The 14,362-nt window shown below is 45.6% G+C and carries 9 protein-coding genes; 3 read left to right on the plus strand and 6 right to left on the minus strand.

The genetic code is table 11. The annotated features are described in order from the left end of the window. Window positions 1–171: 171 nt before the first annotated feature. From DXN04_RS17205 to DXN04_RS17230, 6 genes are all read right to left on the minus strand, one after another. Window positions 172–1,446: a TIM barrel protein gene (locus tag DXN04_RS17205; RefSeq protein WP_116854623.1), complete on the minus strand. Its 1,275-nt coding sequence runs from the start codon at window positions 1,444–1,446 to the stop codon at window positions 172–174. Between the two features lie 133 nt (window positions 1,447–1,579). Further along, the gene (locus DXN04_RS17210; RefSeq protein ID WP_116854624.1) at window positions 1,580–3,697 is read right to left on the minus strand and encodes a bifunctional aldolase/short-chain dehydrogenase; all 2,118 of its coding nucleotides are present in this window, start codon (window positions 3,695–3,697) and stop codon (window positions 1,580–1,582) included. A 150-nt stretch (window positions 3,698–3,847) separates the two neighbouring features. Continuing rightward, window positions 3,848–4,906 carry an L-rhamnose/proton symporter RhaT gene (gene rhaT / locus DXN04_RS17215; protein WP_116854625.1) on the minus strand — a complete coding sequence of 353 codons (1,059 nt, stop codon included), beginning with the start codon at window positions 4,904–4,906 and terminating at the stop codon, window positions 3,848–3,850. Between the two features lie 324 nt (window positions 4,907–5,230). Beyond that, entirely contained in the window at window positions 5,231–5,419 is a 189-nt protein-coding gene (locus DXN04_RS17220) for a hypothetical protein (RefSeq protein ID WP_116854626.1), read from the minus strand. A gap of 1 nt (window position 5,420) precedes the next feature. Beyond that, complete coding sequence (locus DXN04_RS17225; protein WP_116854627.1) at window positions 5,421–5,888, minus strand: DUF6934 family protein; 468 nt, start codon at window positions 5,886–5,888, stop codon at window positions 5,421–5,423. A gap of 153 nt (window positions 5,889–6,041) precedes the next feature. Further along, window positions 6,042–7,559: a glycoside hydrolase gene (locus DXN04_RS17230; RefSeq protein WP_116854628.1), complete on the minus strand. Its 1,518-nt coding sequence runs from the start codon at window positions 7,557–7,559 to the stop codon at window positions 6,042–6,044. A 277-nt stretch (window positions 7,560–7,836) separates the two neighbouring features. Here DXN04_RS17230 and DXN04_RS17235 point away from each other — a divergent pair, with 277 nt between their 5' ends. From DXN04_RS17235 to DXN04_RS17245, 3 genes are all read left to right on the plus strand, one after another. Next, complete coding sequence (locus DXN04_RS17235) at window positions 7,837–8,748, plus strand: helix-turn-helix domain-containing protein (protein WP_116854629.1); 912 nt, start codon at window positions 7,837–7,839, stop codon at window positions 8,746–8,748. A gap of 201 nt (window positions 8,749–8,949) precedes the next feature. After that, a complete protein-coding gene (locus DXN04_RS17240; protein ID WP_116854630.1) occupies window positions 8,950–9,981 on the plus strand; it encodes an efflux RND transporter periplasmic adaptor subunit in 1,032 nt (343 codons plus the stop codon). An 18-nt stretch (window positions 9,982–9,999) separates the two neighbouring features. Beyond that, entirely contained in the window at window positions 10,000–14,352 is a 4,353-nt protein-coding gene (locus DXN04_RS17245) for an efflux RND transporter permease subunit (RefSeq protein ID WP_116854631.1), read from the plus strand. Window positions 14,353–14,362: the final 10 nt, after the last annotated feature.

The raw sequence follows: 14,362 nt of genomic DNA on the forward strand, positions 1-14,362 counted from the left end.
CTGCTGTTTAAAAAAGAATTTGTCAATATGCCTTTTGCACATTGACAAATTCAATCTCAATCTCAATATGTAAATGGGCATTAGAAGCGGATGAAATACCGGGCATCTGCATGATATTACCGTTAGGAATGGCTTGCCTTCATTCTCTTACCGTCAATAGCATGCAAGCTGTTACAGTCCTGTAGCGACAGTCTTAAGGCCTCTCTCTTTGATCAGGTTTTCTCTCACCTTGTGCTGGCGATAGAACGCGACCGGATCGAGTACCCCACCGGCATTCAGGCGGGCCTGTGCCACCAGTGGACGTACATCTGTGCGATAAGCCTGCTGAAGTATTTCCTGGGCGGCAACAGCATCATTATTCTGCTGTGCAGCCTGCAGTGCTTTTGTGTCGACCAGCAATGCCTGTGCATAGGCGATCTTGATAGCTTCTACGGATTGCAGCAGATCTTCAAGGGGATCCTTTACATTGTGGGAAGCGTCGATCATCCATCCCAGATCACTTGCGTGGTGCATACCACGGGCATCCATGCCTTCTACCAGTTCGTTGAAGATGAGGAATAATTGGTAAGGGTTGATGCTTCCTACAGTGAGGTCATCATCCCCGTATTTGGAGTCATTAAAATGGAATCCGGCCAGCTTGCCTTCCATAAGGAGGAGGGCTACAATCTGCTCTATATTTGCGTTCGGGAGGTGATGTCCCAGGTCAACAAGGGTTTGAGCTTTAGGACCTAGTTTGTTAGCGAACAAGAGGGATTGCCCCCAGTCGCCGATTGTGGTGCTATAAAAATTGGGTTCGAAGGCTTTGTATTCGATGTAGAGTTTCCAGTCTTCAGGAAGGGCTGCATAGATTTCCTGGAGGCTTTCGTAAGTGCGTTTGAACGCACCGCGGAAGTTTAGTTGACCGGGGAAGCAGGAACCATCTGCCAGCCAGAGGCTGAGTGCGTTAGAACCGAGTTCAACACCGTATTTGATCACTTCGATGTTGTGTTCAACAGCTTGTTGTCTTACGCCTTTGTCAGTATGGTGGAGTGAGCCGAATTTGTAGCTATACTCCTGTCCGGGCTGGTCCTGGAAGGTATTTGAGTTTACGGCATCGAAGCGGATGTCGTATTGTGCAGCGAGGGCTTTGATATTGCTTGTATTTTCAGGAATATCCCATGGAATATGCAAAGACACGGCACCGCTGCTGCGGTTAAGGGCGTGCAGGAGGCCGATGTCAGTGATTTTTTCTTCCAGGTTGCGCGGTTCGCCGCCACCGGAAAAGCGGCCAAAGCGGGTACCGCCGGTGCCGAGGGCCCAGCTGGGGATGGCTACCTGGAATTCTTCCAGTTTTTCAAGGACCTCGTTGAGGTGATTGATTTTTTCAGAGATATGCTGAAAATTGCGATCGTGGGCTTGTTTGCGGGCATCGTTAAAGTCAGAGATGTGGAATTTTTCGATGTTCATAACCAGAATTTTGCGCGTGATTCAATTTAACGAAAATGTGGCGGATTGGCAAGGCCTGCGTAGCAAGCCTTGCCGGGGTAATTTTAGCATGCAGCTATTGATGTTTTTATCAAATGCTGCATTTGAATTGTTATTATCTCACGAAGGCCGTTGCCACACCACCATCAACGTTCACCACATTTCCGGTTGACTTGTTCAGCAAGCCACCAGTCAGGGCGAAACAGGCATTAGCAATATCCTCCGGTAAAATGATCTGATTGAGCAGGGTGCGTTTTGCATAGTAACCAGGCAGTTCTTCAACAGTGATACCATATGCTTTGGCACGACCGGCAGCCCAGTCACCTTCCCATATTTTGCTATCCGCAATGACTGCATCAGGGTTAATGACGTTTACGCGGATACTGTCTTTACCTAATTCAGCAGCATTGAGGCGGCTCAGATGCAGCTGTGCAGCTTTTGCAGAACCATAACCAGCGTTGTTAGGGCCACTCATCAGCGCGTTCTTGCTCACGATGTTGAGTACATCGCCACCCATATCCTGTTTACGCATTACTTCTACGCCAGCCTGTGTGACGAGGAACTGACCTTTCACCAGTACATCATACAGCAGATCCCAGTCTTTTTCTGTATGTGCTTCCAGTGGTTTAGAAATAGACAAACCGGCACAGTTCACTACCAGGTCTACCCCCCCAAATGCCAGGGCACCTATTGCATAGGCTTCGTGGATGTCACTGGCTTTGGTTACATCGAGTACCGCCGTGGTGAATACGTCAGGACCATATTGTTTCTGGAATTCGTCTTTTGCTTTTTCCAGGCGACCAGCATCGTTGTCATTGATGATAACGCAGGCTCCTTCGTCGGCGAATTTCCTGGCGATCGCTTTACCGATACCACCGGCACTACCTGTTACCAGCGCGATACGGCCGGATAATGCTTTAGGCTTAGGCATGCGCTGCAGTTTCGCTTCTTCGAGCAACCAGTATTCGATATCGAATGCTTCCTGACGAGGGAGGGCGGTATATTCAGAAATTGCTTCTGCGCCTTTCATTACGTTGATAGCATTGATATAGAATTCAGCGGCTACGCGGGCGGTTTGTTTATCTTTCGAAAAGGTAAACATACCAATACCGGGATAGAGAATAACTACCGGATTTGGATCGCGCAATGCGGGGCTGTTGTCGTGACGGCAGGTGTTGTAGTACCCGGTATACATCTGGCGGTAAGCTGCGAAAGCAGGTTCCAGTTGTTGTTTTACAGTGGCTACATCATCGAGGGATGCCAGTGGATCCAGTTCCAGTACCAGCGGACTGATTTTAGTGCGCAGGAAGTGGTCAGGGCAGCTGGTACCCATGGGGGCCAGGCGGGCGAGGTCGTTGGAATTAATGAATTCGAGCACGCGTGGATCATCTGTAAAATGACCGATCATGCGGGTATGACCGGAACAGAGGCCGCGTAAAACGGGTGCCAGTGCAGCGGCTTGTTTTTTACGTACTTCGGGAGCGGCAGCAGTGATTTTAGCACCTCCGAATACCGGACGATTTTTGTTGTAATTATCTTCGAGATAAGAGGCACAACGCTCAATTACTTCGAGGGTATTGATATAGCTTTCGTAAGCGGTATCACCCCATGTGAAGAGGCCGTGAGAGCCAAGCATAATACCTCTGATACCTGGATTATCTTTCAGGCACTGGCGGAGTTGCAGACCGAGGTCGAAGCCTGGGCGCTGCCAGGGCACCCAACCGATAGTGCCGTTGAAGAGTTCCTGGGTGATGCGTTCACCGTCTTTGGCGGCTGCGATAGCAATGGCAGCGTCAGGGTGCAGATGATCGATATGTTTGAACGGCAGGAAACCATGCAGTGGGGTATCGATAGAAGGGGCTTTAGATTTCAGGTCGTAGATGCAATGGTTGAAGAGTTCGACCATTTCATCTTCCATCTGGATGCCTTTATAAATATTCTCGAGGCTGTGCAGGCGGTCTACGTATAATGCGGCGAGACCACTACGTTTGAGGGTGCCGAGGTCTCCACCCGAGCCTTTTACCCACATCACTTCTGTTTGTTTTCCGGTAAGCGGGTCTTTGGCCATGGCTTTGCAGGAAGTGTTACCACCTCCATAGTTTGTTAACCGGAGGTCTGCGCCCAGGAGGTTTGAGCGGTAGATTAACAGGCCAACTTCGTCGCCTGCCAGTGCGGCGGCTTTTTCCTCATCCCATAAGTAGCTTACGTGCTTGAAATTTACAGACTGAATCATGTATGTATGTTTAAATATTTTCTTTTAGTTAAAAGTGATAGCGCTTGTGAGCATTGATCAGTAGCTTTAAGCAACTGAATTCTATCCTTTGGCGACTAAATGATATTCTAAGTAAATTGTTTGAATGTATCAATGTTGAATGCAAAAGCACTACTCTGCCAATGAATTGCCATACCCTACCAACAACACTGAAATCACAATAGTCAACACACCTGCCAGGATGGTCCCAAAGGTCTTTTTACTCACACCTTTCCATTCTTTTAAAGTAATCCCCCACAGGCTTGATATCATAATGATAAACGCCATATGCAGGATCCATGAACTCGCACCATTGCCCAGTTTGCTCTCTCCCATTCCATAGAAAAAGAACTGGAAGAACCAGGTTGTACCGGCTAATGCAGCAAAGAAATAATTGCCTGCCAGCGGTGTTTGTTTATTGGTATAATCAGAAAAGGTTTTATTTCTTGCATTCAGCAGCAAGCACCAGAACAGGTTGGTTGTCAAACCGCCCCAGAGCAGCACCACGAAGATGACATTGTTCTGAAAGAGCGGGTTAGCACCCTGTTGAACGGCGATTGCGGCCATCGGTTTACCGGCTTCGATACCGAAGTTGAAACAGGCGCTGAGAATCCCGGAAATAGTACCTACAATCAGCCCTTTTTTCAGGTTGAATTCTGAGATACTTTTTTTCTTCTGATCATCTGACAATTCATTTTCTTTCATCATGCCGGCTTTTCCGCAGATGGCAATTCCGAGGAGACAAACGACCACGCCTGCAAGGACCAGTTGTCCGCTGATGTGGTGAACCATGGATGAAAAGGTATGGGCGGTTTCGCTGGTAAACAGATCCCGGTAAATAGGTGGGATCAGTGCACCGAATGCGGAGGTATAGCCCAGCGCGACAGACATACCGAGAGACAATCCGAGGTAGCGCATGGTGAGGCCAAAGGTAAGGCCGCCGATACCCCAGAGGATGCCCATGAAATATGTCCAGAATAGTGTAGAACCATCGGTAGCACGGATGATGCTGAGGAAATCAGGGATGGTGATCCATGCGGCAAGGAAGGGCACGATCAGCCAGGAAAAGAATCCGCCTACTATCCAGTAACTTTCCCAGGCCCAGTTCCTGACTTTTTTAAAAGGGATGTAAAAACTACCCGAGGCAAAGCCTCCGATGAAATGAAAAAATACACCAAGAATAGCTTGCATAAATTGTGGAATTGTGGTTTTTATCTAGTTTAACGGTGGAATTTGAATAGTGGCTGCACTATCTGATTTGTCAAATGTAGGGAATGGGGTTGGGGCAACTGTCCTATACATTCCTATTATGCGGAGTGGGTGTTTACAGCGCGCCTGTTAGCGCATGGGTCGAATGATACTGAGGATACTAAAAAAAGCCCTCTTACCGCATTTGGAAACATGGGAGCTAACGATAGCCCGCTAGCGTATTGATGGGATGAGGTTCATTAAAAGCTTATTACCCCACTCCATTCAATCGCTAACAGGCTGATGGTCGGTTTTAAATGAAAAACACTAATCCTTCCAGATAATTTTACCTAAGGGAGGTGGACATTCCTTCAGGTGACGTTTATACATTTCTTCCTTATTTTTAAAGTAAGGACTATTAAAATCTGCTTCTAACTCAGGAGTCATTATTAATTTCTTAGGAGGGATACGATTTTTAAAATAATCATCCCATTCCTGTTTTACATTTTTATTCATCTTATTCAATTTTATAGTTTTTCTTTTTAGCGACAAATGCCGAATAATTCACACCCGGCCTGAAATCTTCCCAACCAGTCTTTGACTTTCCCAGAATATCTAAATGACTATCTATATCCGCTTTATTGGCATTTATTCTCATTTGATACAACCTGGTTCTTGCCGGCGTTGCTCCCTCTGCATATATAACAACATTCCCAAGGCGCTCCATAATGTCTAAAACAGTAGAGGCCACTGTTGCTAATATCTTATCTCTATCGGCATTATTTGAAATAGCTGTATCATTATAACTATCCTGTTTTTCTATTGAATCTCCAAATCCCAAACCCAGAATTTGGGTACCATCATTTAGCTTCCCCAGATCTACATACTTTACCATTTTCTTAATGGTCCCATTCGGGCCCTCACTATCGAACCTGAACATTGTTCGATCCTCATTGGCATCAAATAAATACTTCTCTAAGTTCATACTTCAATTTACTTCCTCCTCCAATCTCATCCATATTCTTCCCTGTTCATTTTCTGTTCATTCCCCTAAAACCACCCATTACTCACACTTCCTCCAAAAATCAAAGGCCCGTAAAACTATGTTTTACGGGCCTACAAATATTCTCTACTCCTCCTACTCCATCACCACTGTCACCACACTCCTCTTTTTTAGTTCAATTTGTTCATTTTCCGGATTTCCAGCCTTTACCAAATGCGCTCCCATATCCTCATCCTTGCTGGTTTCATAATACCTCAGCTTCTTATACCTCCTACCCTTCACATCTACGCTTATTATCTTCGCTTCTTCCCCCTCATTTACACACACCAACACCACCTGATTCTTACTCACAAACGCACTCACCAGCAAAGCAGGATCTCCACTTTCCGCCATCACACGGTGCATCCCCGGCCGCACAAAGCGGCTATACTGCCCCAAAGCCCACAGATTCTTCACCGCCGTCACCGTACCATCTTTATACGAATTATCTTTCGGATGCAGCGCCACCAGGTAATACCTCGTATCCACATCTGCTCTCCCAGGCTCCCAGCTGTTCCAAAACTGCCATGCCGAAGCATTTCCATATACAAAGTCATTATGAATCACCTTTGCCAGGAACAAGGCGCAATCCATCGCCGTACGCGGCCCCTCATGCCCTTCCTTATATCCATCCGCCAGCATTGAATACTCTGTTTGCCAATACTGCAAACCATATTTAGCAGCAGTATCTCTCACATGCTCCCTGATCGCCCTCCTGCTGCTATCTCCATTATCCGTAAAATAACTATGCCCACCAATGATGGCCGGCACATGAGAAAGCCCATAAACGCCTCCTTTCTTCAAAGCCTGGATCTGATGTGAGGCTGTACCTTCCTGAGCGTATAAATACTCCAGGTGCCCCGCCTCTGAAAGCAAAATTTTCGTATTCGCTTTCGCCCTGGCCAACGCAGTATCCAAAGCTCCTGCTACCCGCACCACCTCCTCATTCGTCCAAGCAGTGCCCTCCTGTGATGCCTCTCCATAAGGATTACTCCAGTCCCATTGTGGCTCATTCACCGGACTGATATAATCAAAATGCAATCCTTCCTTATCAAAATGCTGCCAGACCCTGGTTAAAAAATCCGCATAAGCATTATACTGATCCACCTTCAGGTTGGAACGATGATCCTTGGCTGTCTTGTACCCCAGCCCATTCTGGTTCATCCACACCGGCGGCGTATTTGAAAAAGCTATCAGGGTTTCTACTCCATATGCACGCGCCTTCTTAGTAAACCACAAATACCCTGACTGTTTAGACCAGTCATAAGTTCCATCCGGCTTCAAAAAGCACTCCACCCGCTTCCTGAAATCCCTGATCCCACTACTATCCCCCTGCTCCGCCGTACCCCCGCCAATATTAAAACGCCAGCTGGAAAGCCCGATCCCTTCCGGCGACCCGTCCTTTTTAAAGCCCTTACTAAATAACCAACGGGCCATTTGCTCCCGGATTTCCGGCGACCAGTATTTACCAATGCCTTCCGAAAACCAGGCACCGGAAGAGCCTATATTATCTATCACCTGTGCCTTTTTGTTGACATCAATTGTAATTCGGTGCTGGCCATGGGCAAAGGCAGCCGTCATGAGCAGCATGATTGTAAAGCGAGACCGTTTCATTTATATTCACATGGATTCGCTCCAAGGTAGGAATATTATTTTTAATTGTCAATCAGACAATGAAAAACCGTATTATAATTTGATATATTCCGGGACTATCCGGCCACCGGAAGGAAAGTACGTCCAAGTTGAAAATGAAGTCAAATTATGACAGTACCAATGAAAATCAGTAGAAATCCAACCGACTTTTAGACCAGTTTTGCCGACTAATGAACCTTTTGGTTTAATTTTATTACCAGACCTTTACACCCGAATTCAGGAAATACAACTATGAAGCATGGCAGGTAAAAAACAGTCTGCGAATATATACAGACATGCAGAACTATTGCAGGATACAGAAATTGACGCTAAGTCTACTGTACCCGGCTTTGCTGTAAACTGTAATCTTCAATTCATGGACATCCCTGCTTTGCGGAACAATTTCAGGTCAGACTTCCTCGGCATCATACTCGTAGTAAAGGGTAAACTAACCATCTCCATCAACCTGGAAGAGCATATCATGTTGCCAAACAGTCTCCTGCTGGCCACCCCACATGCCTTGAAGCAGGTAATCTCTATGGACGACGACACCCTCCTCTGCGGCCTCTCAGCTACCGTTGATTTCATGGGCAAGATCTTCGCCGATAAGGTGCTCGACCTCATGAATTACTTCAGCACTAAATATTGTCCGCACTGGCAACTGGATAGCAAAGATGCTGCGACAATTGCCAATACCTTCAATATGATCCTTCATCGTACGGAGGAATACAATACGCATACTTATGGTAAGGAACTCTTCTACCATTCCTTTGCAACCTTACTATATGAACTGGGTGGTCTGGGACAGGTATATGCAAAGATCAATCATGCAGACTTCTCCCGTAAAGAAAACCTGGTCATGGCATTCACTTCACAAGTTCAACAGCATTTCAGGCAACAAAGAAACGTGCAGGCATTTGCGGAACAACTGCATGTGACACCGAAATACCTGACTGAAACTGTCAAAGAAATTACCGGCAAGACAGCAGGAGAAATCATCGATCATTTTGTAATACTTGAAGCGAAACGCATGCTTAGCGATACGCCGCTCAGTATTCTCCAGATAGCAGAAGAACTGAATTTCAGCGATCAGTCCTTCTTCGGAAAATATTTCAAGCGATTTGTCGGACATTCTCCAAAGGAATACAGGCAGATCCAGCGAAAATATTAAAAGTGTAGTGTTACAACACAGTGTAACAGTTGTAGGTTTAAGGAATGGCCGGAATAATCATATTCCGGCCTTGTTTATTCTACTAAAAAATATGAACCGACATTCAGACCATTTTTACCGATTTTCTAACCTTTTTCCCCGGATTATTACGCCCAACTTTGCGCAGTGAAATCATCTGTTCAATTTTCAATTACCAATTTTATGACATTGATTGTAAGACAGGCATCATTATTTCTAATGGTTACCCTGATTGCAGGCTGTAGTACCAAGGCCGATAAGAAGCCACAGTCCGACCCTGTTAAAGTAAAAACCATCCGCATTCAGAAAGCCCCGCTTCCTAACCAGTTAAGTTATTCCGGCACTATTGAACCAGACAATACTGCCGACATAGGTTTTGCTGTAGCCGGCACCGTTAATAACGTCAATGTACAGGAAGGCGATCAGGTGCAACAGGGGCAATTACTTGCCAGCATAGATGCCACTGAATACAATAATGCGCTGGCTATTGCCAATGCCTCCCTGGAACAGGCTGAGGACATGTACCACCGTCTCAATGACCTGTACCAGAAAGGGAGTTTGCCTGCTAAGGACTATATCGAAATTAAGTCCAAACTCGCACAGGCACAGGCCAACAAAAGCATCAATGCCAAACATATTGCGGATAGTAAATTATATGCGCCTATATCAGGCATTATCACCGCACGTAAAATAGAAAAAGGTAGTACTGCCGCTCCTGGTATTCCCGCATTTACCATTATCAAAACCGATATCGTTACTGCGAAAATTACCGTTCCAGAAAGTGAAGTAGGTGCGATTCGAAACGGCATGGATGCAAAAGTATACATTGCCACACTCGAAGATACCATCCCCGGGAAAATCACTATCATCAACCCGCAGGCTGATGCTGTATCCAGGACATATTCCGTCAAAATCAAATTGATTAACAGCAATAAGCGCTTGTTACCTGGTATGCTCACAAATGTATTCATCAATACCGGTAAAGCTGTCAATACTATTTCTATTCCAGCCACTGCCATCGTACGGGATGCGGATGACCTCACATACGTGTTTGTCGCCAACGAACAGCACAAAGCCATTCGTAAAAGGATCACTGCAGGCCTGCTCACAGGCAGTAATGAAGTCGTCATCACAAGTGGTTTGCAGGAGGGTGATCAGCTGATCACAAACGGGCAATCCCATCTGAAAGATGGTAGTGTCGTGATTGTTGAATAATCATTTTAAAAAAGGCTAATGAAAAGACAAAAAATCAGCTTCATTGAAGCTGCCATGAAATATAAACAGGTCACGCTTGTAGCCATGGGTATGCTGCTCCTGCTGGGCCTTTATGCGCTGCTCAATATGCCCCGCTCGGAGAATCCAAAGATCGATATGCCTGTTGCTTTGGTGTATGCTTTCTACCCGGGTGCAGATGAGCTGCAAATGGAGAAACAGGTGACGAATAAGATTGAACAATTCCTTTTCTCTTACGAGGAAGTCGACAAGAAAAAGACAACTTCACAAACAAAGGATGGACAGGTATTCATTACTGTCAATCTGCATACTGAAGTAAAGGACCGCAAGAAGTTCTGGAGTACCCTACAGCACGGTTTAAATACTACCTTAAAATCCAATATTCCTTCAGGTGTAATTGGTCCTGTTGTGAACAGTAGCTTCGGTGATGTGACTGCACAAATTATTACTGTATCCTCTCCTATCCGCAACTATGCCGAACTGGAAAAGTACATGGATAAGATTGAAGATGGGCTGAAGGTTATTCCGGAGGTATCCAAAATCAATCGCTCCGGCGGACAGCAACAACAGATCTATGTGACAGTGAATGATGAGAAGTTACAACAGTATGGCTTTGATCTGTCTGCAATTGTACGTACCCTCCAAATGGAGAATGTGACTGGTTATTCCGGTGAAGTAACGGTGAATACCAATACTATTCCGGTATTTACGAATAGTCAGTATAAAACTGAAAATGATATCGCGGAGCAGATTATTTATACTACACCAACGGGAACTGTCGTGAGACTGAAAGATGTAGCGACAATTACCCGCAGGTACGAGGAGCCGTCTTCATACATTCGTGTAGGTAATGACCGGGTACTGATGCTGGCAATTGAGATGCAACCCGGTAATAATATCGTCCAGTTCGGGCATACGATCGAAGAGAAACTGGCGGCGATTAAGGCTAAGTTGCCCGACGATATCCAGATCAATACGATCGTCAACCAACCGGAGGTAGTGGATGAAAGTATTAAGCATTTTATGCGGGAATTTGGTCTGGCGATAGCTTCTGTGATCCTTGTGGTAATGCTGCTCCTGCCTTTCCGTGTAGCTGCTGTTGCTTCTGTTGCGGCACCTATTTCAATTCTTATCACATTTGGCCTGATCAATATCATGGGCATCGAGCTGCACCAGGTTACGCTGGCGGCATTGATCATCGTGCTGGGGATGGTTGTAGATAATGCCATTGTAGTAGTAGACAATTACATTGAAAAACTCGATGAGGATATTACACCATGGACGGCGGCCTGGCAGGCTGCAAAACAATTGTCATTGCCAATCTTTACGGCTACCCTGGCAATCGTATTTGCATTTGCACCGCTGGCGATTTTTATGTTTGGTATTGCCAAAGATTTTATTGCTGCACTGCCGGTAACGGTGGCAGTGGCGCTCATTACCTCAATGGCAGTGGCATTGCTCGTTACCCCCTATACCTGTTACGTGTTTATCAAACAGGGATTGAAGCACAAAATGAGTAACAGGGGAAATAAGCGTAGTCTCCTGGACAGGTTGCAGGAAACATTTAACAAGGGCATTGAGATAGCCTTCCGCTTTCCGAAGATCACTTTGTCAGTAGCCGTAATGGCGCTTGTACTGGCATTGGTGTTGGCAGGTAAGGTGAGCCAGCAGTTCTTTCCATTGAGTGAGAGTAAACAATTCAATGCGGAAATCTGGATGCCGAACGGTACTTCTTTTGAAGAAACGGAAAAGGTGGTAAAGGCGGTGGAGGCAGAGTTGAAGAAGGATAAACGTGTAGTGAATACCGCGAGTTTTATTGGCACCAGTTCTCCCCGCTTCAATGTGACTTATGCGCCAGAGATGCCAAGACGTAATTTTGCACAGGTCTTTATCAATACAGTGAGTAGTGATGCTACGAATGAACTGGTCGCTAAATACCTCCCTATTTTCGATAAATATCTTCCTGACGGATATGTACGGTTACGCCAGTTAAGTATGCAGGAAGGTTCTCCTATTGCAGTGCGCATAATAGGTGATAATATGAATGATCAGAAGAAGGTGGCGGAGCAGGTGAAAGATATTTTGCAACATGCAGCAGGAACTAACTGGGTGCGTTCTGACTATGAAGATGACTATCTGGGCATTAGTCTGAAAGTGAAAGAAGACGAGGCAGCCAGGCTTGGTGTGCCTAATCAGGCGATTACCCAAACGATGGGTGCCGGACTGAAAGGATTTGCTGTGACACAACTGTGGGAAGGTGATAAAACGATTTCAGTTTATTTAAGATTAGATACAGCGAACAGAACGAATTTCAGTGATCTCGGCAATCTGCACATAAACAAAGTATTGTTGAAGCAGGTGGCTGACATCGGTCCTTCCTGGCATACAGGTGTCATTGCCCACAGAAATGGTTTACGTACACTTACAGTACTTTCCGAGGCACAACGTGGTATCAGGGCTTCCGATATTTTAAAGAAAGTACAACCAGCTATAGAGAAACTGTCTTTACCGGATGGTGTGCGTATAGAATACGGAGGTGATGCAGAATCCTCTGCGGAGAATGCCCCGGGCATGGGTCTGGCATTAGGTACCAGTTTACTGTTAATCCTGCTGACACTACTTTTCCAGTTTAAAACCTTCGGTAAGACACTGATCATTCTTGCAACTTTCCCACTGAGTTTACTGGGTGCATTTTTCGGCTTGTTTATCACCGGGAATCCGATGGGTATGACGGCCTTTATGGGGATTATTAGTCTGATCGGGATTGTGGTCAGGAACGGTATTATATTAGTTGATTATGCAGATGAACTGGTGAGAGATCATCATTACAGCATTAAAGCAGCGGCACTTGCTGCAGCGAAGCGTCGGATGCGTCCGATCTTCCTGACTTCTGCTGCTGCGGCGATCGGGGTAGTACCTATGATCATGGGGAAATCTCCCTTATGGGCACCTTTGGGAAGTGTACTTGCATCAGGACTGATCGTGTCCATGGTACTGACATTATTTGTTATCCCGGTGATGTATTATTTGTTTGTACGCCATCCCGATGAAACAAGCGGTACTCCGGACATCCAATATAAACCTGCAAAGGCAGTCTTAATAATTGCAGGAATAATTTGTAGTCCTTTTTTACTGCATGCGCAGTCTGGTAGTTTATCACTTAGCGATTGCCGCAAAATGGCTCTTGAGCAAAACAGGCAATTAAAAGCGGCACAGTATGAAATAGATGCTGCCAAAGCAGCGGCAAAATCAGTAGCGGCCAATGCCTATCCAACTATAGACGGTTCTGTGATGGGGGTATATCTTGGCAAACCAATAGGGGGAGCATTCAATGGATTAATACCCGATTATTTCGGGAGTGCCATGGTGACTGCTTCAGAAGCAATCTATGCCGGAGGTAAAATCAAGACTGGCAAAGCTGCAGCCAATAAGGGTGTAGAGATCAAAGAGACGCAGCGTGTGCTCACTACTTCACAGGTATTACTGAATGTCGAAACTGCTTACTGGCAGGTGATACAAGTGCAGGAAAAGATTGTTTTAGCAAATCGCTTCAGAGATATGTTGAAAGTGCTGCACCAGGATTTACAGAACTCGTATGATGCAGGGTTAATTTATAAGAATGACCTATTAAGGGTGGATGTGAATCTCAATGAAGCGGAACTGAATATAACGAAAGCAGAAGATGGCCTGGTGCTGGCTAAATTACGCCTTGCACAACTCACGGGTATGCCAGGCAATACAAGCTTTGCTGTCACGGATGGTATTTCTGGTGACTTTCAAACACAATCGCTGCAAGGTAATGGAGATAAAAGGCCTGAGATCCTGTTATTGAATCAGGCTATCGAAGCGGGGCATTTGCAAAAGCAATTACTGAAAGCAGAATCACTGCCTACTATTGGAGTGGGTTTTAGTGGTCTTGCAACTGCCGGCAAGGGTGTGAATCTTAAGGATGGGAGCAATTTTATGGGCTCTTATTTTGGTTTGGCGAGTATAAGCGTACCTATTTTTGATTGGGGTAAAAGGTCTGGAAAAGTAAAAGAGCAGACCCTGAAAATTGCTGCACAGGAGCAACAATTGATCGATACAAAAGAGCTGGTAGATCTGGAAATACAACAGGCATATCTTTCCCTGAATCAGTCTTCGCGAAAGGTAAACCTGACATTGCTTTCATTACAACAGGCAGATGAGAACCTGAAATTGGCCAATGACCGTTTTAAAGCAGGCACGATCACCGGCAAGGACGTGCAGGAAGCACAGGTCATCTGGCAACAGGCATATAGTAGTCTGATAGATGCAAAAGTAGAATATAAGATCAATGAAGCAGGGTATAAGAAATCTATAGGTAGTTTATAAATTTTTCGGC

It is taken from the genome of Chitinophaga silvisoli (assembly GCF_003412465.1).
Lineage (GTDB): Bacteria > Bacteroidota > Bacteroidia > Chitinophagales > Chitinophagaceae > Chitinophaga > Chitinophaga silvisoli.

Excerpts from the sequence above, each read along its gene's own strand:
- DXN04_RS17220 (WP_116854626.1), bottom strand. The coding sequence starts at position 5,419 with ATGAATAAAAATGTAAAACAGGAATGGGATGATTATTTTAAAAATCGT.
- DXN04_RS17210 (WP_116854624.1), bottom strand. The coding sequence starts at position 3,697 with ATGATTCAGTCTGTAAATTTCAAGCACGTAAGCTACTTATGGGATGAG.
- DXN04_RS17230 (WP_116854628.1), bottom strand. The coding sequence starts at position 7,559 with ATGAAACGGTCTCGCTTTACAATCATGCTGCTCATGACGGCTGCCTTT.
- rhaT (WP_116854625.1), bottom strand. The coding sequence starts at position 4,906 with ATGCAAGCTATTCTTGGTGTATTTTTTCATTTCATCGGAGGCTTTGCC.
- DXN04_RS17205 (WP_116854623.1), bottom strand. The coding sequence starts at position 1,446 with ATGAACATCGAAAAATTCCACATCTCTGACTTTAACGATGCCCGCAAA.
- DXN04_RS17225 (WP_116854627.1), bottom strand. The coding sequence starts at position 5,888 with ATGAACTTAGAGAAGTATTTATTTGATGCCAATGAGGATCGAACAATG.
- DXN04_RS17245 (WP_116854631.1), top strand. The coding sequence starts at position 10,000 with ATGAAAAGACAAAAAATCAGCTTCATTGAAGCTGCCATGAAATATAAA.
- DXN04_RS17240 (WP_116854630.1), top strand. The coding sequence starts at position 8,950 with ATGACATTGATTGTAAGACAGGCATCATTATTTCTAATGGTTACCCTG.
- DXN04_RS17235 (WP_116854629.1), top strand. The coding sequence starts at position 7,837 with ATGGCAGGTAAAAAACAGTCTGCGAATATATACAGACATGCAGAACTA.